The sequence below is a fragment of the Streptomyces sclerotialus genome (assembly GCF_040907265.1).
Lineage (GTDB): Bacteria > Actinomycetota > Actinomycetes > Streptomycetales > Streptomycetaceae > Streptomyces > Streptomyces sclerotialus.
In genome coordinates, this window is the sequence record NZ_JBFOHP010000002.1 from 3962736 (window position 1) to 3983559 (window position 20824).

A 20824-nucleotide genomic window follows, 5' to 3' on the forward strand; every position below is an offset into this window, starting at 1 on the left:
GTTTCACACGCCGGTGACGGGGGAGGTCTCTGAGACGATGATCGGGTTGCGCGGCTGAGGCTGCGAGTGGTCGGGTGGAGATATGCATCGCGGTGGCGAACTGGGCGAAGGGACCGACGACCGGGGCCCCGAGCGCGCCCGGCGTGGCCGCCACCGGCGAGCGGAGTACAGCGGCGAGCAGGACCGTGCGGAGCACAGCGGCGCCCCTACCAGCGGCGCGGGGAACAACAGCGGGACCAGCAGCAGAGGCGGGCGCATGGGGGTGACGTACAAGTACTTCGGCGCTCCGGACGGCGCCACGGCGGCCCGGGTACCGATCTCGATGCGCCCCGAGGAGCTGGGCGGCGACGAGCTCGGCATGGGCGGGATGTTCACGAAGATCAAGCCGGAGACCATGGCGGCGATGGTGCTGACCGGCATCGAGGGCATACCCCTGTCCAAGGTCCCGCCGCTCGAACTGGTCGTCCTGCACCCCGACTACGCCGTGGTCAAGCTCCCGATGACGGTCGTCGACCCGCTGCGCGGGGTCGGCGAGGAATCGGTGGGCGCCGCCGCCTTCATCTGGTCCACGGTCCCCGACCGCGGCGGTCCGCGTGATGCCTTCGCCGTCTACCGCCTCCTCCACGAGTGGCAGGACTTCTCGCACCGCCTGCACGAGGCGGGTCATCAGGCGTACTGCCTGGTGTGGCCCTGACCGGCGGAGGGCGGAGCGGACGCCCGGCAGGTGCCGGCCAGGCGCGGCGGGCGCTACGGTTCCCCGTCGCCGGCAGGCTGCCCGGTACTGCCGCGGTTCCGCTCCGTCCCACGGCGCGCCAGGTCGACTAGGCTCATCTGTGTGACGGCAGACGCGCCCGCTCCGGACCATGCCCAGTCCGCGCCGGACCACTTCGCCATCGTGGCGGTCGCCTGCTCAGCCGGCGGCATCCGCGCATTGAGCATGTTCCTGCAGCGGCTGGGCTCCGACCTGCCCGTACCCGTACTGATCGTCCAGCACCTCGACCCCCGGCACGAGACGGTCCTCGCAGAACTGCTCGCCCGCCGCTCGGGGCTCACCGTCGAGCTGGCGAAGGACAACGATCAGGTACAGGCCGGCACCGTCCACATCGCCCCGCCCGATCATCACCTGCTCGTCAGCACCGAGGGCGTGCTGACGCTCTCCCGCAGCGCGCCGGTGCACTTCGTGCGGCCCGCTGCGGACCGGCTCTTCGAGTCGGTGGCCACGGCATACGGCCCGCGCGCCATCGTCTGTGTCCTCACCGGTACCGGCCGCGACGGTTCGCAGGGAGCCGTCGCGGTGAAGTCACACGGTGGCACCGTCATCGCCCAGGATCCCCACACGGCAGAATTCAGTGGTATGCCAGAGGCAGCCGTGGACACGGGACAGGCGGACTTCGTGCTACCTCTGGAGGAAATCGCCACGGTGGTCCGTGGCCTGGTCGAAACCAAGAGGCAATGATGGCTGACACGCGGCAAGGCGAGACCGATGAGGGTCTGGAGTCGCTGCTCGGCTTTCTGAGAGACGCCCGGGGTTTCGACTTCACCGGATACAAGCGGTCCTCGCTCGGCCGTCGCATCCGCAAGCGGATGGCCGACGTCTCCGTCGACAGCTACGCCGACTACCGCGATCTGCTGGAGACCAGCTCGGACGAGTTCGGCGCGCTGTTCAACACGATCCTGATCAACGTCACCTCCTTCTTCCGCGATCCGGACTCCTGGACGTTCCTCCAGCACGAGGTGCTGCCGGAGCTGCTCGCCCACGTGGCGCCGGACCACGAGATCCGGGTGTGGAGCGCCGGCTGCTCCAGCGGCGAAGAGGCGTACTCGCTCGCGATGATGTTCGCCGAGGCGCTGGGCCTGGAGGAGACCCTCAACCGCGTCAAGATCTACGCCACCGACGTGGACGAGGAGGCGCTGCGCGACTCGCGGACCGGTCTGTATTCGGCCAAGTCGCTGGAGTCGCTGCCACCCGAGCTGCGGGAGCGGTACTTCGAGCAGAACGGCGCGCAGTACAGCTTCCGCCCCGACCTGCGCCGCCGGGTGATCTTCGGCCGGCACGACATCACGCGTGACGCCCCGATCTCCCGGCTGGACCTCCTGGTCTGCCGCAACACGCTGATGTACTTCAACGTCGAGGCGCAGACCCAGATCATCGACCGCTTCCACTTCGCCCTGCGCGAGAGCGGCTACCTCTTCCTGGGCAAGGCGGAGATGCTGCTGAACGACGCCGACCGGTTCGAGGTCATGAGCATGCGGCAGCGCGTGTTCCGGCGCCGTCCCGGCGACTCGGGCCCGCCGTACAGCCCGGCCCCGGTCAAGGTCCGGCCGAGCGGCGGCAACGAGACGCACTCCATCGCCCGCAACCGCCAGCTGCGCGACCTGATCCTGGACGCGGCGCCCGCTCCCTCGCTCGCCGTCGACATCGACGGCACCGTCGTAATGATCAACAACCACGCCCGTACGCAGTTCGCGCTGACCTCCAACGACATCGGGCGCCCGTTCCAGGACCTGGAGATCTCCTACCGCCCGGTCGAGCTGCGGTCCCTGATCGAGCAGGCCACGCACGAACGCCGGACGCTGCGCGTCAACGGTGCCGAGCGCCGGGTCGGGGAGGAGGTGCAGTACTTCGACATCCTCCTCCAGCCGCTGCTGGCCTCCAACGGGATGCCGGCCGCCACCCACATCACGTTCACCGACGTCACCGTCGCCACGCAGCTGAAGTCGGAGGTCAAGCGCGTACGGGAAGACCTGGAGACCGCCTACGAGGAGCTCCAGTCCACCAACGAAGAGCTGGAGACGACGAACGAAGAGCTCCAGTCCAGCATCGAGGAACTGGAGACCACCAACGAGGAGCTCCAGTCCACCAACGAAGAGCTGGAGACGACGAACGAGGAACTCCAGGCGGGCAACGAGGAACTGGAGACGATGAACGAGGAGATGCGGGTCCGCACCGAAGAGCTGGACCAGACCCGTGCCTTCCTCGAAGGGGTGCTGACCAGCATCGCGGCCGGCGTGGTGGTCCTGGACAGCGACACCCGGGTGAAGAGCTGGAACCGCGGCGCCGCCGAGCTGTGGGGCCTGCGCCCGGACGAGGTGGCCGACGAGCTCTTCTTCTCGCTGGACTTCGGGCTGCCCGCGGAGAAGGTGCGCACCCTGGTCCAGGAGTGCCTGTCCGACGGCCGGCGTACGGGGCCCCTCGCCCTCCCGGCCGTGAACCGCATCGGCCGCAGCATCCACTGCACCGTGTCGTGTTCCCCGTTCGACGGCTACAACGGCGGTGTCGTCCTGCTGATGGAAGAAGTACGTAACGCCTCCCCTTCTTGAGGGAGGGCGGCGGTAGGCTGCGTATATGGAGACCGGAGGACCGTCCGGAGACGCAGCGGTCGCGTGGCAGAGGGCCGCGACGGCGCGGGAGCGCGCGGCCCGCGCGGAGGTCTTGGCCGCGCAGCAGGAAGCCCTTGCCCAGCAGGACCCGTCGTCGGTCCACGCGAAGATCGCAGCCAACCACCGCAGGTCCGCCAACTGCCACCGCTCCTCGGCCGAGCTCCAGGAGGCGTACGCCCGCCGCCTGACGGCCCTGCGTCAGCCGCACGAGCCGCTGCCCCTCTTCATGGGCGTGGTCGCGGACGCCTGCGGCACGAACAGCGCCGCGCTCACCCTGATCGGCTCCGACCACAGCCAGCTCGCGGTGGCCGCGTCCGACGAGGGGGCCCGCGCCGCCCAGGACCTGGAGTTCGTGCTCGGCGAGGGGCCGAGCACGGACGCCGCCGCCCGCCGCAGCCGCGTCTCCGCGGTGGGTACGGCCATCGAGCGGCGCTGGCCCTGCTACGGCCCGGCCGTCGCGGCGCTCGGCGTCGGCGAGGTGATCGCCGTCCCCCTGGAGACGGCCGACGGATGCCTGGGCTCGCTGGCGGTCTTCGACCCCCGGCCCGGTACGGCCACGGCCGCGGTCTTCGCCGACGTCACCGAGGCGCTGGTACGTACGGTGCTGCTCGGCCCGGACGCCGACCCGGAGCTGTACGGGGACACGGACCACCGGGACACCGTGCACCAGGCGGCGGGCATGCTGTCCGTGCAGGAACACTGCGCCGTCGGAGACGCCCTCTCGATGCTCAAGGCAAGGGCCTATGCCGAAGGGGTACCCGTCGATGAAATGGCGCGACGGATCGTGCATCGGGAGTATCGCCTTGCCTGAGAGGCAAAGATGGCGCAAGGTTCGCAGAGCGCTGCGACTGGCCTGAAGGGGGCGTCATGACGACACCGGCACAGAAGATCGCCGATGTGTTCGTGCAACTGTCCGGAGGAAGCGCGGGCACGCCCTTGCAGGCCCCCGAGCTGCTGACCACCCTCGTGCGGTGCGGTCCCCAGCTGCTCGGCGTGCACGCGGTCGGCACGGTGGTGGCCCTGGACGACCGTACGGAACCGCAGATCGCCGGCTCCGAGGACAGCGCGCAGGAGCTGAAGCGGGAAGGGCTGCGCTGGTGCGAGGGCCCCGGTACCGACACCCGCCGCAGCGGCCGGCCGCTGCCCTGCACCGCGTTCGACAGCGAGGCCGCCATGCGGCGCTGGCCGCGGTACGCGCCCCGGGCGCTGGAGCTCGGGTACACGCGCGTCGCGGCCTACCCGCTGCGGACCCGTGAGCGGCCCGTGGGCGCGCTGGTCCTGCTGAGCTCGGCGGAGGACACCCCGATGTCCGAGGAGGCCGGTACGCTCGCCCAGTCGCTGGCGGACTTCACCGCGCTCGCCCTGATACGCGAACACGAACTGCAGAAGAGCCGGACCCTGTCCGGGCAGCTGGAACACGCGCTGGTCAGCCGTGTGATCATCGAGCAGGCCAAGGGTGTGCTCGCCAACAGCCTCGATCTCTCCATGGACGGTGCCTTCGCTCTCCTGCGCGGCCACGCCCGCACCCACCGCCGGCGGCTGACCGATGTCGCCCACGACGTGGTCGAGGGCCGGCTGAAGCTCGGCCTCGACGACTGAGCGGGCCGGACACTCCCCGGCACTGTCCGGGAACCGCCGCACCCACTCCTGCAGTTGTCACACTGACGCGTTGTCATATCGATGACAACGTCAACCACAGGACAAATGAAGGAGTGGACGCCGCGATGGTGTTCAAACGGCTGCTCGGCGCCCTGGGCGTAGGGGGTCCCTCGGTGGACACGGTGCTGGAGGGCGGTGCCGTGCCGCCCGGCGGCACGCTGTCCGGACAGGTGCATCTGCAGGGCGGCAGCGCGGACTTCGACATCGAGCACCTCACGCTCGAACTGGTCGCGCGGGTCGAGGCCGAGCACGAGGACGGCGAGCACGAAGGGTTCGTGACCTTCGACCGCTTCACCGTCGGCGGCGGCTTCCGCCTCGCCGAAGGGGAGCGGCGGAGCGTCCCGTTCGCCGTCACCGTGCCCTGGGAGACGCCGGTCACCGAGCTGTACGGCCAGTCGCTGGGCATTGTGCTCGGCGTACGGACCGAGCTGGCCGTGGCGGGCGCGAAGGACAAGGGCGATTTGGACCCGCTGGCCGTCGCCCCGCTGCCCGCGCAGGAGGCCGTGCTGGAGGCGCTGGGCCGGCTCGGCTTCGGCTTCCGCTCGGCCGACCTGGAGCTGGGCCACATCCGCGGCACGGGCCAGCGGCTGCCCTTCTACCAGGAGATCGAGCTGACCCCCGCGCCGCAGTACGCGCACGCGCTGAACGAGCTGGAGGTGACCTTCCTGGCGGCGCCCGGCGGCCTGGAGGTGGTCCTGGAGGCCGACAAGCGCGGCGGGCTGTTCTCCGGCGGCCGCGACGCCGTCCACCGCTTCGCCGTGAGCCATGACGCCGTCGCGCATCTGGACTGGGACGCCGAGGTCGACGCGTGGGTGCGCCAGGTGGCCGGGCAGCAGGCCGCCGCCGCTCCGTACGTCCACGGCCACGGCGACGCGTACGGCCACGGAGACCCGTACGGGCACCACGGGCACGATTCGTCGCACGGGCACGTTGGGCATCACGACGGACACCACCGCTCCGGCCCCGGCACCGGGGCCGTCGTGGCCGGTGCCGCCGCGGGTGTGGCGGCCGGTGTCGTCGGCGGCTTCGTCGCGGCCGAGGTGATCGACGAGATCGGTGACGCCTTCGAGGACGAGGACGACGGCGGCGACGAGGGCTGAGAACCGGGCGGGGTGCGGCCGGTCCCCTGGGCCGGCCCGCGCCGTCAACTTCTACACCCGTGTAGATTTCAGCTCGCGTGAGCCCGCGCAAGCGACGGATGACGAGGAGAACGACATGGCTCTGTGGGACCGGATCAAGGACTCGGCGCAGACGATGCAGACCCAGCTGGTGGCGAAGAAGAACGACCTCAAGAGCGGCGCCTTCCGGGACGCGAGCATGGCGATGTGCGCGCTGGTGGCCGCGGCGGACGGCAGCATCGACCCGTCCGAGCGCCGCCGGGTGGCCCAGCTGATCATGTCGAACGAGGTACTGCAGAACTTCCCGGCGGACGACCTGCAGCGCCGTTTCGACGGTTACCTCGACAAGCTCATCGCCGACTTCGACTTCGGCAAGGTGAGCGTGATGCAGGAGATCGGCAAGGTGAAGAAGAAGCCGACCGAGGCGCGGGCCGTCATCCAGATCGGCATCGTCATCGGCGGCGCGGACGGCGACTTCGACAAGACCGAGCAGGCCGTCGTGCGGGACGTGTGCTTCGCGCTGGAGATCCCGCCGGCCGAGTTCGACCTGTGACGCGGGGCCGGGTGCGGCCCGCGGCGGTCAGCTGCGGGCCCCCGGCTCGTCCTGCGCGCGGGACGGCTCGTCCTGGATGCGGGAACTGATCACGTCACCGGGACGGGCGCGGATCACCCGCGGGCGCGTGCCGTCGTCGTCCGGGTGGACGCCGTCCTTCATCGCCCTGGTCTCACTCTTGAGGATGCGGGTCGCCTTGCCGGCGGACCGTACGAGATCGGGCAGCCGCTTGGCCGCGAGCAGCACGATGACAACGATGAGGAGCAGTGCGATCTCACTGATCCCGAACATCCCGGCCCTCTCTTCCCCCTCCGCGCGGAGGGCACCCTGAGCGTACTGGTCAGCGCCGCGGCCCGGAATCGGGGCCGCTGAAGTCGGGTCCCGCGTAATCGGGGCTCGCGTAGTCCCCACTGGCGTAGTCCCCGCTCGCGTAGTCGGGTGCCGCGAAGTCCGGGCTGCTGTAGCCGAGCCGGGGCCGGGTGCCGTCCCGGCCGGGCCGTGGCGCCGACCGGAGCTGCCGCTCCAGGTACGGCACGATCCCGCGCTCCAGCAGCGCCAGCTGCCAGGCCTCGCGCGCCCGCCGCAGCCGCTCTTCGGGCGCGTCGGCGCCGGCCGCCCGGTGCCGGGCGGCGGTGCCCAGCAGCCCGGCCACCCCGCAGGCCAGGGACACCGCCGTGAGGACCACGGCCACCTGCCCGGCCGTGATCAGGGCGTCCGCGAGCGGGCGCTGGGAGGCGGCCAGCCGCAGCAGGTAGCCGAGCAGGAAGAAGACGACGGCCGCCACGGCCGCCAGGCTCGGCACGAGCACGCCGAGCAGGGGCAGCAGCCCGCGCCCCCGCCGCTCCGCCGCGTCACCGGTCCCGGCGCCGCCCGCGCCGCCCTCCGCTTCCTCCCGCAGCGCGAGGTAGGTGCGGTACTCCGGTGCGGCCTCCGCCGCGAGCAGCGCGGCCTCGGCGAGGGCGCCGTCGCGCAGGCTCCGGGTGAGCTCGCCGGTGGGATCGGCGCGTACCGCCCGCGCGACCTCGCCGGTACTCAGCCCCCGCTCCACCAGCCGCTCGAAGTCCGCCTGGTCCCGCGCCCGCAGGCCGTCCCGCCGTAACCCTGCCATCGCTTCCCCGCTTCCGCCCCCGTTCCATGGCCTCTTGAATCTACAGCACTGTAGAAACACGGCGGGACGTGCAGGCGTGCACCCTGGGCTCCCGTCAGTACGATGGCCGCTCCACCGAACGTACGAGCACACGTGCGGGCGGGGTGCGGCGGAGGGAGACGGCGGAGTGGACCGCGGAGCGGGCCGGCGAGCGGGTGACGGACGGCATGAGCGCGACCCCCGCGGGCGCCGGCGCGGCCAGGGCGAGCTGGAGGCACAGGTCCTGTCCGTGCTGCGGCTGTCCTCGGGCCCGGCGACCGCTGCCTGGGTGCAGGAACGTCTCGACGGCGACCTCGCCTACACCACCGTCATGACCATCCTGTCCCGGCTGCTGGCCAAGGGAGCCGTCACCCGCGAGCGCCTGGGCCGCGCCTTCGTATGGCAGGCCGCGTCCGACGAGGCCGGGCTCGCCGCGCTGCGGATGCGCCGGGTGCTGGACGCGGAGGCCGACCGGGAAGCGGTGCTGGCCAGCTTCGTCACGGCCCTCTCCCCCGACGACGAGCGGCTGCTGCGCGGCCTGCTCCACGAGGCGGCGGACGTCCCCGGCGCCGCCGACGGGACCGGCGCGCCGGAACAGACGCCGGAGGGCTGACCGGTGGGCGTGTTCGTCTTCCTGCCCCTGGTCCTCCCGCTCACCGCCTGGCCGGTCGCGCGCCTGGCCGAGCAGCATCTGCACCCGCGCAGCGCCACCCGGCTGCTGGCCGGCGTCGCGGCCGTGCTCGCCGTGTGCAGCACGGTCTGCCTGGGCCTGATCATGGTCGTCGGCACCGCCCAGCTGCCCGGCAACCCGCTGCCGGACGGCTGGTCCGACCCGGAGGTCCGTGCCGCGGTCCCGTACGACGAGGTCGCGGGCAAGGCCGCGATCCCCGCGCTGTTCGCGGTGGCCGTGGCGGGCGGGCGTACGGTCCTGCGCCATCTGCGCGTACGGCGCCGCGCGAGCCGCGCGCTGACGGGGCTGCCCGGCTCGCGGGTGGCGGTCCTGCCGGACACCGCGGCGTACGCGTACGCGCTGCCGTCCCGGCGCCCCCGGCCGGGCCGGGTCGTGGTCTCCACCGCGATGCTGGCGCGGCTGGACTCACGCGAGCGGCGGGCCCTCTTCGCGCACGAGCGCGCGCACCTGACAGGCCGCCATCACCGGTACCTGCTGGCCGTGCAGCTCGCGGCCCGCGCCAACCCGTTCCTGCTGCCGCTGCGCACGGCGACGGAGTTCTGCGCCGAACGCTGGGCGGACGAGGAGGCGGCGCGGGCGGTCGGCGACCGCCGTGCGACGGCCCGCGCGGTGGGCAAGGCGGCCCTGGTCGCCGGCCGCGCCCCGCTGGCGGGCCTGGCGTCCTTCGCCGCTCCGGGCCCCGTGCCGCGGCGGGTGGCCGCGCTGCTCGGGCCCGGCCCGCCGGCCCGCAGCCTGCCTCCGGCGCTCACCCCGGCCGGGGTCGCCACCCTCGTCGCGGCGGCCGGCACACTCGCCTCGGCACTCTCCTCCGTCAACGCCACGGTCGCGCTCTTCCTCGTCCTCCAGGCCGCGACCCCGCTGTGAACGGGCTGCCTCAGGGCCGCTCGGCCGTCAGGTACCGCTGCACCGTCGGCGCCAGCCAGGCGACGACCTCGTCATGACCGAGTGCCGCGGCGGGCGGGATGCGCACGACGTAACGGGCCATCGCCATGCCGATGATCTGCGAGCCGATCAGCGCGGCCCGCACCGGCGCCTCGTCCGGCACCGGGCAGACCGCCGCGATCACCGGCGCCAGCTGGTCGCGGAAGACCGCCCGCAGCCGCTCGGCACCCGCCTCGACCGTGACGGCGACCCGCACCATCCCGGTCAGCCGCTCGTCGTGCTCCCAGACGTCCAGGAAGTGGCGGACCAGCCGCTCGCCCAGCCCGGCGGGGTCCACCGCGGTCAGGTCCGGCATCCGCAGGTCGATCTCGGTGGCGGCGACGAACAGGCCCTCCTTGTTGCCGTAGTAGCGCATGACCATGGACGGGTCGATGGCCGCGTCCCTGGCGATGGCCCGGATGGTCGCGCGCTCGTACCCCTCGGCGGCGAAGCGGTCGCGCGCCGCGGTGAGGATCGCGGCCCGGGTCGCGTCGGAGCGGCGCGGGCGGGCCGGGGATTCGGAGGGGGCTCTGTCAGCCATGCCAACAAGCGTAGGCCAACAGCTGTTGACACGCCAGAGCCGCCGCCGTACGTTGCCAACAAGCGTTGACCAACACGCGTTGGCTCAGGAGGCGGCCATGAACCGCGACAACGGCACCACCACCCGTACGACAGCCCCGCACCCCACCTCCGACGTCCTGGTCGTCGGCGCCGGGCCCACCGGCCTGCTGCTCGCCGGCGACCTCGCCGAGGCCGGCCTCGACGTCACCCTGCTGGAGCGCCGGCCCCCCGGGATCAGCAACCTCACCCGCTCCCTGGTCGTGCACGCCCGCACCCTCGAACAGTTCGACGCCCGCGGCCTGGCCGAGGACGTGCTCGCCACCGGCCGGCCGGTGGACTCGCTCCAGCTGTTCGGCGATGTCTCGCTGGACCCGTCCGTGCTGCGCACGCGCTTCCCGTACGTCCTGGTCACCCCGCAGTTCGAGGTCGAGCGGGTGCTGGCGGAGCGGGCCCGCAAGGCCGGTGCGACGTTCGCGTACGGCACCGAGGTGACCGGGATCCGCCAGGACGCCGACGGCATCACGGCCACGGTGCGCACCGACGACGGCGCCACGGGCGAGTACCGCGCGTCCTACCTGGCCGGCACCGACGGCGTGCACAGCGGCGTCCGCCGGGCGCTCGGCCTGCCGTTCCCCGGCAAGGCCGTCATCCGGTCGGTCGTACTGGCCGACGTGACGCTCACCGAGGCGCCGGAAGCACCGCTCGTCGCCAAGGCCGACGGCGACGCCTTCGCCCTGATCGCGGGCATCGGCGACGGCCTGTTCCGGGTGGTCGCCTGGGACCGGACCCGGCAGGACCCCGACGGCGGGCCGCCGGACCTGGCCGAGGTCCGCGAGCTCACCCGGGCCGCGCACGGCACCGACTACGGCATGCACGAGGCCCGCTGGACCTCCCGCTTCCACAGCGACGAGCGGCAGGTGCCCGAGTACCGCGTGGGCCGGGCGTTCCTCGCGGGCGACGCCGCGCACGTTCACTCCCCGGCCGGCGGCCAGGGCATGAACACCGGCCTGCAGGACGCCGCCAACCTCAGCTGGAAGCTGATCGCCGTACTGCGCGGCCGGGCCGGCGACGACCTGCTGGACACGTACCACGCCGAACGCCACCCGGTGGGCCGCACGGTGCTGCGCTCCAGCGGCGCGCTCATCCGGTTCGCCCTGCTCCAGACCCGCGCGCGGCGCGTCGCCAACGCGCTGGCCGGACAGCTCGTGAAGCGGGTACCCCCCGTGACGCACCGCGCGCTCGCGCAGATCTCCGGCATCGGCATCGCCTACCGGCGCAGGTTCGGCGACCACCCGCTGACCGGCCGGCGCGCGCCCGACATCCGCCTCGCCGACGGCAGCCGCCTCCACGAAGCGCTGCGCGGCAACCGCTTCGTGCTCATCACCCCGGCGTACGAGTCGCCCGACCTGGGCGGCCGGGACGCGAGCCGCCTCGTGCACGGCACCTGGCGCGGCCACCGGCGCACCGCGCTGCTGGTCCGCCCCGACGGCTACATCGCCTGGGCCACGGACACCATGGACCGCGCGGCGCGTGCGGACGGCCTGGCGGCGGCCCTGCTGCGCTGGACGGGACCGGCGGAGAAGGAACCGGCCGCGGCGCCCGCCCGGGGGTGAGCGTCCGGAGCCGTACCGGTCCGGGGGCGGGCGTCCGCGTCAGCTCCGGTCCGGGAGGTCGGCATACGCTGCCGGTATGTCGATCTTCCGGTCCGTGGTGCTCTTCGTCCTCGCAGCCCTCCTGGAGATCGGCGGTGCCTGGCTGGTCTGGCAGGGCGTACGGGAGAACCGCGGCTGGGTGTGGGCGGGCGCGGGCGTCCTGGCCCTGGGCGCGTACGGGTTCGTCGCCACGCTCCAGCCGGACGCCGACTTCGGCCGCATCCTGGCCGCGTACGGTGGCGTCTTCGTCGCCGGGTCGCTGGTCTGGGGCATGGTCGCGGACGGCTACCGCCCCGACCGCTGGGACCTCACCGGGGCGCTGGTCTGCCTGGCCGGCATGGCCCTGATCATGTACGCGCCGCGGGGGCGGTGACGGCCCGGCGGACCGCCCGGCTCCCGGCCCGCCGCGCATATCCTGATCGCGCACCGCCCACTCGTCCATCCGTACGCCCGTACGCCGAGGAGCACTCATGACCGCCGCCCGTACCGCCGTCGTCACCGGAGCGAGCAGCGGCATCGGTGCCGCGACCGCCCGGAAGCTCGCCGAGGCCGGCTACCGCATGATCCTCGTCGCGCGCCGCAAGGACCGCCTCGAAGCGCTGGCCGCAGAGCTGCCGCACGCCGAGGCGTACGCCCTGGACGTCACCGACCGCGCCGCCGTCGACGCCTTCGCCGCCTCCCTGGACCGCTGCGACGTCCTGGTGGACAACGCGGGCGGCGCGCTGGGCACCGACCCGGTGGCCACCGCCGACCCGGCCGACTGGCGCGCGATGTACGAGGTCAACGTCCTCGGCGTACTCAACGTGACGCAGGCGCTGCTGCCCGCCCTGACCGCCTCCGGCGACGGCACGGTCGTGGTCGTCTCCTCCACCGCGGGCCACGGCACGTACGAGGGCGGCGGCGGTTACGTGGCCGCCAAGCACGGCGCGCACGTCCTCGCCGAGACGCTCCGCCTGGAGCTGTGCGGGCAGCCCGTACGCGTCATCGAGATCGCGCCCGGCATGGTCCGCACGGACGAGTTCGCGCTCACCCGCTTCCGCGGCGACGAGGCGAAGGCCGCCAAGGTGTACGAGGGCGTCGCCGAGCCGCTCACCGCCGACGACGTGGCCGACACGATCGCCTGGGCGGTCACCCGCCCCGCCCACGTCAACATCGACCTCCTCGTCGTCCGCCCCCGCGCCCAGGCCTCCCACACCAAGGTCCACCGCGCACGCTGACCCGGGCTCCGCCCCGGCCAGGGTCCTAGGGCCCCGGCCAGGGCGCCACACCCGTTCGGCGGAGGCCGAACGGCCGATGCGCGGGCCGCCGCACCGCGGCTACGTTCCTGGTGTCAGCACATGCCATGGACCGGCGGCCCGCCTCCGAGGGAAGGGCGGGCCGCTCCCAGGAGAGGAGCACCACCATGCGTCCCGGCACTCACGCGCCCGTGACCGTCACCGCCTTCGACCACCTGGTCCTCAGCGTCGCCGACGTCGAACGCGCCCTGGACTTCTACTGCGGCCCGCTCGGCCTCGAACCGGTCAGGGTGGACGAATGGCGGGCCGGCGAGGTGCCGTTCCCTTCGGTCCGGGTGAGCCCGACGACCATCATCGACCTGGTACGGGCCCCGGACGCGGCCCCCGGCGAGGATCCCGCGGCGGCCCGCCCCAACGTCGACCACCTCTGCCTCGTCGTCGCGCCGCTGGACTGGCAGCAGGTCGTCGACTCCGGCGTCTTCACCGTCGTCGACGGCCCCGGCAAGCGCTTCGGCGCCCGCGGCACCGCGGAGTCCCTCTACGTCCAGGACCCCGACGGCAACACCGTGGAGCTGCGCTGGTACCCGGCGGACGCGTAGGGCACACCACGCGCGACGGACCTTCACAAGATCCACAACGATCACGCCACATGATTTTCCGCCCGCCGGGCACGGGACCCGCGTGAGCACTTTCCGCATCCCCACCCCCCGTTTCCGCACGTCCGCCAGGGCCGTCAAGCGCGCGGCCGTACTGGCCGCCGGCGCCGGCCTGTTGACCACCGGCCTGCTCGCCACGCCCGCCTCCGCCGCCATGGGTGACAACGTCGTGCAGTCCCCCGCCGCCTGCGCCTTCTCCGAGGACCGCGGCACCGTCGCCCTCGGCGCGGCGGGCGACCAGGTCTCCCAGGTCCAGTGCCTGCTGGCCAACCGCCAGTACCTGGGCTGGAACAAGCTCAGCGGCACCTTCGACGCCGACACCATGGCGGCCGTGGCCCACTTCCAGTCCGACCACGACCTCGTCCCGAACGGCGTGGTCAACCCCACCACCTGGCTCGCCCTGTACCAGGCGGGCCTGCCGGCCGGCCCGGTCCAGTCCCCGGCGCAGCCGGCACCGACCGTCTGACCGTCAGCTCCACCGCACACCGAGAGGGCCGGACCCCGCCGGGTCCGGCCCTCTCGTCACTCCGGCCGTCACTCCGGCTCCGAGGACGGGGCCGGGGCCTCGGGGTCGGGGTCCTCCCGGCGGTCGATGATCTCGCGGGCCACTTCCAGGATGGGACGGCCGCTGCTGAACGCCTCGGTACGGATCTCCAGCAGCGCCTCGTCCAGGGAGATGGCCAGCCGGACGGCGAGCATTCCGGTGGCCTGGTGGACCTCCGCGCGGTGCAGGGTGGCGAGGTCCGTCAGCGGGTCACGCCGGCCGTCGGTCCCGGGCACGGTCCCCAGGAGCAGGAACGTGACGGTTTCGGTGAAGGCGAGGGCGTCCCGGTACTGCTGGGGTGTGAGCGAACCCGGACGGGTCCGGTAACCGGCGAAGACGCCCTGCTGGATGGCGCCGATCCGTAAGGAGAAGGCGAAGCAGGCCTGGGCCCCCGCGTGCAGGGCGTCGGGGACGAACACCGGCCAGCGGGTGTCGGGCGTGCGGGTGAGGTCCGGTACGAGAACGGCCCGGTTGCGGCGGGCGCACTCCACGGTGGGCCCTTCGCCCAGGGTGTACTGCAGGTCCTCCAGGGCGGCCCCGAGCATGTCGGCCTGCGAGTGCCAGATCAGTTCGAGGCTCCGGGAACGGGTCAGCGCCGAGACGGTGACGCCGGTGAGGCCCAGTACCTCGGCGCACCGGTCCGCCGGCACCTTCGCGAGTCCAGGGGGGACGGTTGCGGCCATGGCGAGAACAGCGGTCATCTCCGGACTGACCGGGGCCTCGGGAGTCGTCGGCATCGAATCACCGCGTCAGGCGTGCAGGAAGCAGGAGAAGGGGCGCCGGAGAAGAAGCGCCCTCAGGAGCCGACGTGCGGCGGCTCCTCGAACGTGCCCACTCCCGCGCGGCCGTCGACCACCGCCTGGGAGAGGTCGGTCAGCAGCAGCCGCCGGCCGCGCGCCCGCGCACGGAGGCGTCGGAAGGACTCGTCCAGGCTCAGCCCGAGCCGTTCCGAAAGCATCCCCTTGGCCTGCTCGATGACGACGCGGCCGCTCAGGGCTTCCTCCAGGTGTTCGTTCACGTGTCCCTGATGGCGGATGGCGCGGTACTGGAGGATGCCGACGGCGGCCACGTCGGCCAGCGCCTGCGCCAGGCGCAGTTCGCCCCCGCCGAGGGATTCGGGCCGGTTGCGGAAGACGTTCAGGGCACCGACGGTCCGCTCCCGCAGCCGCAGCGGCAGACCGGCCACCCCGACGAACCCGCGCGCCGCCGCCCAGCCGGTGAACCGCGGCCAGCGGTCCTGCGCCTCGGCGGAGTCCAGGTAGGTGTACGGGATCTGCGAGCCGGTACGGGTGCAGTCCTGGCAGGGGCCCTCCTCCCAGTCGATCTGGGCCAGCTCCAGCTGTCGTGTCGTCTCGTCGGAGGCGGAGGCGTCGACCATCCGGCCACGGGCGTCGACGAGGATGACCCCGGCGGCGTCCACGGGCAGCAGGCTGACCGACCGCTCGGTGAGGGTGTGCAGAAAATCCATGATGTCGAAGTCGGCGACCAGCGTGTCGGCCAGTTCGACGAATGCGGCGGCGACCTCTTCCTCGCGCGTGGTGCGTCCCTCGGCGTGTTCGGCTGGTTCGGTGGGCATGGCCGGCTCCCTGACCTTTACAGGAGCGAGAAATATCGGTGGTGCGGGGTCTCGGCCGGGCCCTTGCCACGTGCGGCGAGGCAGCAGCGCAGGGGCAGGAACACGCCCTCAGGATGACACCGCTCCGTTTGCGGCCGGGCCGCCCGCACCGGAAATGCGACAGCCGGCGGGGCCCGCCCTCCATCGTCGCGAGGAGCAGGAGGCCCCCTTTTTCCGTACTACCCGCTCGCCCCTCCCCCAGACCGGCCGTACGGCCGGGTTGCCCCTGCGAGTCACCAGAATCGGGCACGGAACGGTCCCCGAACGCGGAAAGCTGGAATCTCCGGTCGGATTCTTGCATCGGCCCCGTGACGCGACGGCAGTCGGCACACTGTGTCCTCGCCCTGGCGCGAACACGTGCGGCAGCGGCGGGGGAGGGCGAACGTGACCGGTGACCAGCGACGGACGGGCAACGTGCCGGCCGCGAGGACGCGGCTGGTGGACCGCCGCGCCGAACTGGCCGAAATACAGCGGTTGCTCTCGTCGGGCGCGCGGCTGGTGACGCTGACCGGCGCCGGCGGGATCGGCAAGACCCGCCTCGCCCTGGAGACCGCGGCCGCCCTCCGGCCCCGCTTCCAGGACGGGGCGTGGCTGGTGGAGCTGTCGCCGCTGAGCAAGGGCACGCTGCTCCCGCTCACCATCGCCGAGGCGCTGCCGCTGGCCGACCTGACCACCCGCCCGGCCATCGACGTACTGGCCGAATACCTCGCCGACCGGGAACTGCTGCTGGTCCTGGACACCTGCGAGCACCTGACCGACGCCTGCGCCATGGCCGTCCAGGTGCTGGTGCGGGCCGCGCCGGGCCTGCGGGTCCTGGCCACCAGCCGCCGCACCCTGGACGTCCCCGGCGAGGAGGTGTTCACGGTGGAGCCGCTGTCGGTACCGGACCTGGCGGACGACGCACGGACGCACGAGGCGGCGGCCATGGTGCTGCTCGCCGAGCGTGCCGCCGCGGTGGTGCCCGGCTTCGCCCTCACCGACGTCAACCGGACCGAGGTGGCGTGGCTGTGCCGGCGTCTCGAGGGGCTGCCGCTGGCCCTGGAGCTGGCCGCGGCCCGGCTCCGGGACCACTCGGTGACCGAGCTGACCGCACGGCTGACGGACCGGTACGCGGTCCTCGACGGCACCGACGACGAGCTGACGCACGCCGGTCCTCCCTGGCACCGGGCGCTGCGGACCGCGATCGGCTGGAGCCACCAGCTGTGCACCCCGCCCGAACGGCTGTTGTGGGCCCGGCTGTCGGTCTTCGCCGGCACCTTCGACGCGGAGGCGGTCCGCCAGGTGTGCGCCGACGCGCACCTCCCCGGCCGGAAGGTTCCCGCACTGCTGGGCGCGCTCGTCGACAACTCCGTCCTGACCTGGGTCCCCACCGGGGCCGGGGAGCGCTACCGGATGCTGGACACCCTCCGCGAGTTCGGCGAGGGCTGGCTGCGGCGCCTCGGCGAGGAGGACGCGCTGCGGCGCAGGCACCGCGACCACTACCTCGCCCTGGCCCGCCGGGGAGACGCCGCCTGGCTGGGGGCCGACCAGTTCGCCTGGTACGACCGGACGACCGCCGAGCACGACAACCTGCGCGCCGCGCTGGAGTTCTGCCTGGCCCACCCCGAGGACCACACCGCGCTGGAGCTCGCCGGGGCCCTGTGGTTCTTCTGGAACGGCTGCGGCATGCAGAAGGAAGGGCAGCACTTCATGGAGCGGGCGCTGGCCCTGGACCCCGCGCCGGTCCCGGCCCGCGGCAAGGTCCTGTGGGCCTGTGGTCTCGCCCTCCTGACGCTGGGGGACGCCGACGGCGGCGCGGCGTACGCCGCCGAATGCACGGCCGCCGCCGAGCGGTCGGGCGATGCCGACACGGCCGCCGCCGCTGCGGCCATCACCATGGGCACGGCGATGCTGCGCGGCGACGTGGAGCGGATGACGTCCCTGGCGCGGCGCCTGCTCGCCACCGAGCGGCCGGGCAGCGCGCTGACCCTGCCCCAGCACCTGGCCCGGCTGGTCTCCGGCCACGCGCACATCATCACCGGCCGGTTCGAGGAGGCCATCGCCGTACTGGAACAGTGGCGCGTCGCGTGCGACCGGCACGGCGAGCGGTGGATGCGTACCTTCAGCGACTCCTACCGCGCCCAGGCGGAGCTGGCGCTCGGCCGGCCCGCCGCCGCGCAGTCGTACGCCCAGGCCGCCCTGGAGGGCAAGCACCGGATGCACGACAGCCTGGGCGTCGCCATGGCGCTCGACGTCCTGGCCCAGGCAGCGTCCGCCACCGGCCAGGACGAGCGCGCCGCCCGCCTGCTCGGCCTGGCCCGGCAGGTGTGGGAGGCCCTGGGCGGCCGGCCGCAGGCCGGGATCGCCGCATGGATCGCCGCCCGCCGCTCCTGCGAGGAACGGTGCCGCGACGCCCTCGGCGACCACGCCTACGAGACCGCGTACCGCATCGGCCGCGAGACCGGCCTGGACACCGGCATCGCCTACGCCCTCACTCCCTGACCGGCCCCCCTGGACACGTGCCTGGCGGACACTCGCCGTCGTCATCGAAGCGGGTGCCATTCCGGAGCGCGGCATGGGCGGTGCCCAGGAGCGTGCGGCCGTGCCGGAAGGCGTGCGCCCGCAGGCGGAGCAGCGCATGTTCCGGAGAGATGCCCAGCCGCTGGGCGAGCATGCCGACCGCTCGGTGCACGGCGGCGAACGGCAGGTGATCCACACCGGCGAGCCAGTCGGTGTCGTCCTCGGCGGCCCGCGCGACGGCCCGGGCCAGGGCATCGGCAAGCAGCAACCCGTTGCGCAACTGGCCGGGACTCACCGGCCCCGGAACCTTGCGGTGCCCGATGAGCACGCCGAACGTGTCCTGGCCCAGTCTCAGGGGGAAGGCGAACACCGCCGCCACCCCCAGCTTCTGCATGGCGGACAGCAGGCCGGCCCAGTCGGCCGAGGTGTCGGCGGACAGGGCGGACAGGTCGGACACCATGACCATCCGCCCGCTCTGCGCCACGTCGTAGCTGGGGCCCTGCCCGTACACGTACTGCAGGTCCTCCAGCAGTACGGTGAGCGCGCCGCAGCAGTGCACGGCCTCAGGAGGGCGGTCTCCGGGAGCGAGCAGCACCGCCAGTCCATCCAGCCCCATCCTGGCCGCGCACTCCCTGAGCGGAGGGGAGGAAAGGTCGAAGTCCCGCAGTACGGCGGAGAATTCGGCCGTCGGCCACGCCAGCCGCATCTCCAGGGCACGTTGTCGCATCTGCTGGGCCCGCAGACGTGCCTGACGGGTCTGCTGACGCGTCCGACGGGCCTCCGCCCGGACCTGGCGCGTCCGCTCGCACGTGTTCAGGGACCGCTCCAGGAGGACGTACGCCCTGGTCATCGCCCTGGCGTACCGTTCGTCCTCCGCTGGTCCCGGCTCGCGGACGCCGGCACTGCCTTGAGCAGCCATCGGTCTTCCTGTTTCTGAGAACCACCGGGGGGCCGATAACTCGTGGGACCCGGCAGGACAGTCCCGGCCGGGCCGCTGGAAGGAGGTGTCCGGTCAGTTGTACAACTGCCGCCGCGGAACAGCTTGGCAGATATGCAAGGTGATCGCCACGCAGTCACCGCTCCCGGGCGGCGGACGAAGAGCCCGGTTCACCGGACCAGCTGGACCGCCGGTACAGCTGGTCCCCGCGCGAGGTCACGCCGCGGAGTGGCCTCACCGCTCATACGCCGTCCACTGCCCGATGGTGTCCCTCCGCCCGGGTCAGACGCAGCGGGAGGTGCTGGAGGCGCCAGGCGCCCGGCTGGCGGCGGCGTACCTGGGTCTTGAGCATGTCGGGGGCGACGGCCAGGGAGAGGTCGGGGAAGCGTCGCAGGAGGCGGCCGATGGCGACCTCCCCCTCCTGCCGGGCGAGCGCGGCGCCCAGGCAGTAGTGCGCGCCGTGTCCGAAGCCGACGTGGTCCTCGCCGCGGTCCGTCGCCTGCCGGGCCAGGTCCAGGCGCTCGGGGTCGTCGTAGTGGCGCGGGTCGTGGTTCGCGGAGACCAGGACGGGCTGTACGGCCTCGCCTTTGCGGATCCGGGTGCCGGCCAGCTCCAGGTCCTCGGTGGCGTAGCGCAGTTGGGTCATCTGTACCGAGCCGCACCGGCGCACCAGCTCATGAACGGCATGGGGCAGCAGTCCCCAGTCCTCCTTGAGCATCCGCAGCTGATCGGGGTGGGTGAGCAGGGCAGTGATGCCGTTGCCGATGAGGTGGGCGGTGGTCTCGTGTCCGGCGAGCACCAACGCCATCACGAGGGTGACCATCTCCGTGTCGCTGAGCCGGCCGCCGTCGTCGTCCTGGGCACGGATGAGGGCGCTGATCAGATCGTCCCGCAGGTCGGCGCGGCGTTCCGCGATCAGTTCGTGGAGGTGGTCGATGACGGCCGGGAAGGACGCGCCGATCCGCTCGGGCACCAGCGAGGCCAGGTCGGAGCCGAAGCTCCGCCAGCGGGGCCGGTCCGCCTCGGGTACCCCCACCAGCTCGCAGATGACGGTGATCGGCAGTGGGTAGGCGAAGTGCTCGATGAGGTCGACCACCCCGCCGTCGTCGGCCTGCCCGGGGAGTGCGTCGAGCAGGGTGTCGGTGATCTCCTCGACGCGGGGCCGCAGGTCGGGGACCCGGCGGGCGGTGAAGGCGCGGGAGACCAGACGGCGCAGTCGGGCGTGGTCCGGCGGGTCGCTGGTGAGGATCGACTCCAGGATGTACACGCTGTACTCCGCGGGGATGCCGAGTACGTCCATGAGGCGGTCGCGTGCGTCCGGGCCGGTGCGGCCCGGAACCGAGTACGGGTTGTTCACGAAGCGCGGGTCCCGCAGGACGGCGCGCACCTCCTCGAAGCGCGTCACGAGCCAGATGGGCGTGTCGTCCATGAAGCGTGCGCGGAGGACGGGGCCCTGCTCGCGCAGCCGGCCGTAACCGCCGAAGGGGTCGGCGAGCAGCTCCGGGTCCATCACGTTCGGCTCACCGGGATGCTTGCCGATGAAGTCCTGCATGGCGGGCGGGAGGCCGGAAGGCGCGGTCCTGGCCGGGGTGGTCGTCGGGGAACCCGGGTCGGCGGGCCTGCTCGGCATCGTGCGCTCTCCTTCTGGTGAGGGTTCTCCGGGCACCGGTGGGGCA

22 protein-coding genes are annotated in these 20824 nt (G+C 72.9%); 15 read left to right on the top strand and 7 right to left on the bottom strand.

The annotated features are described in order from the left end of the window. Positions 1–82 precede the first annotated feature (82 nt). The 7 genes from AAC944_RS17625 to AAC944_RS17655 all read left to right on the top strand — a co-directional run bounded on the left by AAC944_RS17625 (position 83) and on the right by AAC944_RS17655 (position 6711). A complete protein-coding gene (locus AAC944_RS17625) occupies positions 83–694 on the top strand; it encodes a hypothetical protein (protein WP_078888784.1) in 612 nt (203 codons plus the stop codon). A gap of 141 nt (positions 695–835) precedes the next feature. Next, on the top strand, positions 836–1456 hold the full coding sequence (locus AAC944_RS17630) for a chemotaxis protein CheB (protein ID WP_030620225.1): 621 nt from the start codon (positions 836–838) through the stop codon (positions 1454–1456). Continuing rightward, the gene (locus AAC944_RS17635; protein ID WP_078888787.1) at positions 1456–3321 is read left to right on the top strand and encodes a CheR family methyltransferase; all 1866 of its coding nucleotides are present in this window, start codon (positions 1456–1458) and stop codon (positions 3319–3321) included. The genes AAC944_RS17630 and AAC944_RS17635 overlap by 1 nt, the downstream gene beginning before the upstream one ends. Positions 3322–3346: 25 nt before the next feature. Beyond that, positions 3347–4192: an ANTAR domain-containing protein gene (locus AAC944_RS17640; RefSeq protein WP_030620231.1), complete on the top strand. Its 846-nt coding sequence runs from the start codon at positions 3347–3349 to the stop codon at positions 4190–4192. A 56-nt stretch (positions 4193–4248) separates the two neighbouring features. Continuing rightward, entirely contained in the window at positions 4249–4980 is a 732-nt protein-coding gene (locus tag AAC944_RS17645) for an ANTAR domain-containing protein (protein WP_030620234.1), read from the top strand. Between the two features lie 125 nt (positions 4981–5105). Then, positions 5106–6140 (top strand): sporulation protein, encoded by a 1035-nt coding sequence (locus tag AAC944_RS17650; RefSeq protein ID WP_030620237.1) that lies wholly within the window; start codon positions 5106–5108, stop codon positions 6138–6140. A 115-nt stretch (positions 6141–6255) separates the two neighbouring features. After that, entirely contained in the window at positions 6256–6711 is a 456-nt protein-coding gene (locus AAC944_RS17655) for a tellurite resistance TerB family protein (RefSeq protein ID WP_030620240.1), read from the top strand. A 27-nt stretch (positions 6712–6738) separates the two neighbouring features. Here AAC944_RS17655 and AAC944_RS17660 read toward each other — a convergent pair whose 3' ends face one another. Both AAC944_RS17660 and AAC944_RS17665 read right to left on the bottom strand, forming a co-directional pair. Further along, positions 6739–7002: a twin-arginine translocase TatA/TatE family subunit gene (locus AAC944_RS17660; protein WP_030620242.1), complete on the bottom strand. Its 264-nt coding sequence runs from the start codon at positions 7000–7002 to the stop codon at positions 6739–6741. 49 nt (positions 7003–7051) lie between these two features. Further along, positions 7052–7819, bottom strand: coding sequence for a hypothetical protein (locus tag AAC944_RS17665; protein ID WP_030620244.1), 768 nt, complete (start codon positions 7817–7819; stop codon positions 7052–7054). A gap of 166 nt (positions 7820–7985) precedes the next feature. Here AAC944_RS17665 and AAC944_RS17670 point away from each other — a divergent pair, with 166 nt between their 5' ends. Then, on the top strand, positions 7986–8450 hold the full coding sequence (locus tag AAC944_RS17670; RefSeq protein WP_037772840.1) for a BlaI/MecI/CopY family transcriptional regulator: 465 nt from the start codon (positions 7986–7988) through the stop codon (positions 8448–8450). A 3-nt stretch (positions 8451–8453) separates the two neighbouring features. Further along, the gene (locus AAC944_RS17675) at positions 8454–9392 is read left to right on the top strand and encodes a M56 family metallopeptidase (RefSeq protein ID WP_030620250.1); all 939 of its coding nucleotides are present in this window, start codon (positions 8454–8456) and stop codon (positions 9390–9392) included. 10 nt (positions 9393–9402) lie between these two features. Here the strand turns inward: AAC944_RS17675 and AAC944_RS17680 are convergent, their stop codons facing one another. Next, positions 9403–9990, bottom strand: a complete 588-nt coding sequence (locus AAC944_RS17680; RefSeq protein WP_030620253.1) for a TetR/AcrR family transcriptional regulator — start codon at positions 9988–9990, stop codon at positions 9403–9405. Positions 9991–10087: 97 nt separating this feature from the next. Here AAC944_RS17680 and AAC944_RS17685 point away from each other — a divergent pair, with 97 nt between their 5' ends. The 5 genes from AAC944_RS17685 to AAC944_RS17705 all read left to right on the top strand — a co-directional run bounded on the left by AAC944_RS17685 (position 10088) and on the right by AAC944_RS17705 (position 14019). Next, positions 10088–11623: an FAD-dependent oxidoreductase gene (locus AAC944_RS17685; protein WP_030620256.1), complete on the top strand. Its 1536-nt coding sequence runs from the start codon at positions 10088–10090 to the stop codon at positions 11621–11623. A 76-nt stretch (positions 11624–11699) separates the two neighbouring features. After that, positions 11700–12035: a YnfA family protein gene (locus AAC944_RS17690; protein ID WP_030620259.1), complete on the top strand. Its 336-nt coding sequence runs from the start codon at positions 11700–11702 to the stop codon at positions 12033–12035. A 97-nt stretch (positions 12036–12132) separates the two neighbouring features. Beyond that, positions 12133–12879, top strand: coding sequence for an SDR family NAD(P)-dependent oxidoreductase (locus AAC944_RS17695; protein ID WP_030620263.1), 747 nt, complete (start codon positions 12133–12135; stop codon positions 12877–12879). Positions 12880–13088: 209 nt separating this feature from the next. Continuing rightward, complete coding sequence (locus tag AAC944_RS17700; protein WP_030620266.1) at positions 13089–13496, top strand: VOC family protein; 408 nt, start codon at positions 13089–13091, stop codon at positions 13494–13496. Positions 13497–13578: 82 nt separating this feature from the next. Continuing rightward, a complete protein-coding gene (locus tag AAC944_RS17705) occupies positions 13579–14019 on the top strand; it encodes a peptidoglycan-binding domain-containing protein (RefSeq protein ID WP_368397221.1) in 441 nt (146 codons plus the stop codon). 68 nt (positions 14020–14087) lie between these two features. On the opposite strand, the gene AAC944_RS17710 is transcribed toward AAC944_RS17705, so the two are convergent. Continuing rightward, positions 14088–14834, bottom strand: coding sequence for an ANTAR domain-containing protein (locus AAC944_RS17710; RefSeq protein ID WP_078888788.1), 747 nt, complete (start codon positions 14832–14834; stop codon positions 14088–14090). Between the two features lie 59 nt (positions 14835–14893). After that, positions 14894–15673 carry an ANTAR domain-containing protein gene (locus AAC944_RS17715; protein ID WP_051872123.1) on the bottom strand — a complete coding sequence of 260 codons (780 nt, stop codon included), beginning with the start codon at positions 15671–15673 and terminating at the stop codon, positions 14894–14896. 423 nt (positions 15674–16096) lie between these two features. Here AAC944_RS17715 and AAC944_RS17720 point away from each other — a divergent pair, with 423 nt between their 5' ends. Next, entirely contained in the window at positions 16097–18193 is a 2097-nt protein-coding gene (locus AAC944_RS17720; RefSeq protein ID WP_037772842.1) for an ATP-binding protein, read from the top strand. Here the strand turns inward: AAC944_RS17720 and AAC944_RS17725 are convergent. Further along, complete coding sequence (locus AAC944_RS17725) at positions 18183–19130, bottom strand: ANTAR domain-containing protein (protein WP_051872128.1); 948 nt, start codon at positions 19128–19130, stop codon at positions 18183–18185. The genes AAC944_RS17720 and AAC944_RS17725 overlap by 11 nt on opposite strands. A gap of 259 nt (positions 19131–19389) precedes the next feature. After that, positions 19390–20778 (bottom strand): cytochrome P450 family protein, encoded by a 1389-nt coding sequence (locus AAC944_RS17730; protein WP_368397222.1) that lies wholly within the window; start codon positions 20776–20778, stop codon positions 19390–19392. Positions 20779–20824: the final 46 nt, after the last annotated feature.

What these genes read in the sequence shown, in the direction of transcription:
- AAC944_RS17695 (WP_030620263.1), top strand. Translation starts at nt 12,133, where the DNA reads ATGACCGCCGCCCGTACCGCCGTCGTCACCGGAGCGAGCAGCGGCATC.
- AAC944_RS17685 (WP_030620256.1), top strand. Translation starts at nt 10,088, where the DNA reads ATGAACCGCGACAACGGCACCACCACCCGTACGACAGCCCCGCACCCC.
- AAC944_RS17650 (WP_030620237.1), top strand. Translation starts at nt 5,106, where the DNA reads ATGGTGTTCAAACGGCTGCTCGGCGCCCTGGGCGTAGGGGGTCCCTCG.
- AAC944_RS17725 (WP_051872128.1), bottom strand. Translation starts at nt 19,130, where the DNA reads ATGGCTGCTCAAGGCAGTGCCGGCGTCCGCGAGCCGGGACCAGCGGAG.
- AAC944_RS17655 (WP_030620240.1), top strand. Translation starts at nt 6,256, where the DNA reads ATGGCTCTGTGGGACCGGATCAAGGACTCGGCGCAGACGATGCAGACC.
- AAC944_RS17715 (WP_051872123.1), bottom strand. Translation starts at nt 15,673, where the DNA reads ATGCCCACCGAACCAGCCGAACACGCCGAGGGACGCACCACGCGCGAG.
- AAC944_RS17635 (WP_078888787.1), top strand. Translation starts at nt 1,456, where the DNA reads ATGGCTGACACGCGGCAAGGCGAGACCGATGAGGGTCTGGAGTCGCTG.
- AAC944_RS17660 (WP_030620242.1), bottom strand. Translation starts at nt 7,002, where the DNA reads ATGTTCGGGATCAGTGAGATCGCACTGCTCCTCATCGTTGTCATCGTG.
- AAC944_RS17730 (WP_368397222.1), bottom strand. Translation starts at nt 20,778, where the DNA reads ATGCCGAGCAGGCCCGCCGACCCGGGTTCCCCGACGACCACCCCGGCC.
- AAC944_RS17690 (WP_030620259.1), top strand. Translation starts at nt 11,700, where the DNA reads ATGTCGATCTTCCGGTCCGTGGTGCTCTTCGTCCTCGCAGCCCTCCTG.
- AAC944_RS17680 (WP_030620253.1), bottom strand. Translation starts at nt 9,990, where the DNA reads ATGGCTGACAGAGCCCCCTCCGAATCCCCGGCCCGCCCGCGCCGCTCC.
- AAC944_RS17665 (WP_030620244.1), bottom strand. Translation starts at nt 7,819, where the DNA reads ATGGCAGGGTTACGGCGGGACGGCCTGCGGGCGCGGGACCAGGCGGAC.
- AAC944_RS17645 (WP_030620234.1), top strand. Translation starts at nt 4,249, where the DNA reads ATGACGACACCGGCACAGAAGATCGCCGATGTGTTCGTGCAACTGTCC.
- AAC944_RS17625 (WP_078888784.1), top strand. Translation starts at nt 83, where the DNA reads ATGCATCGCGGTGGCGAACTGGGCGAAGGGACCGACGACCGGGGCCCC.
- AAC944_RS17640 (WP_030620231.1), top strand. Translation starts at nt 3,347, where the DNA reads ATGGAGACCGGAGGACCGTCCGGAGACGCAGCGGTCGCGTGGCAGAGG.
- AAC944_RS17710 (WP_078888788.1), bottom strand. Translation starts at nt 14,834, where the DNA reads ATGCCGACGACTCCCGAGGCCCCGGTCAGTCCGGAGATGACCGCTGTT.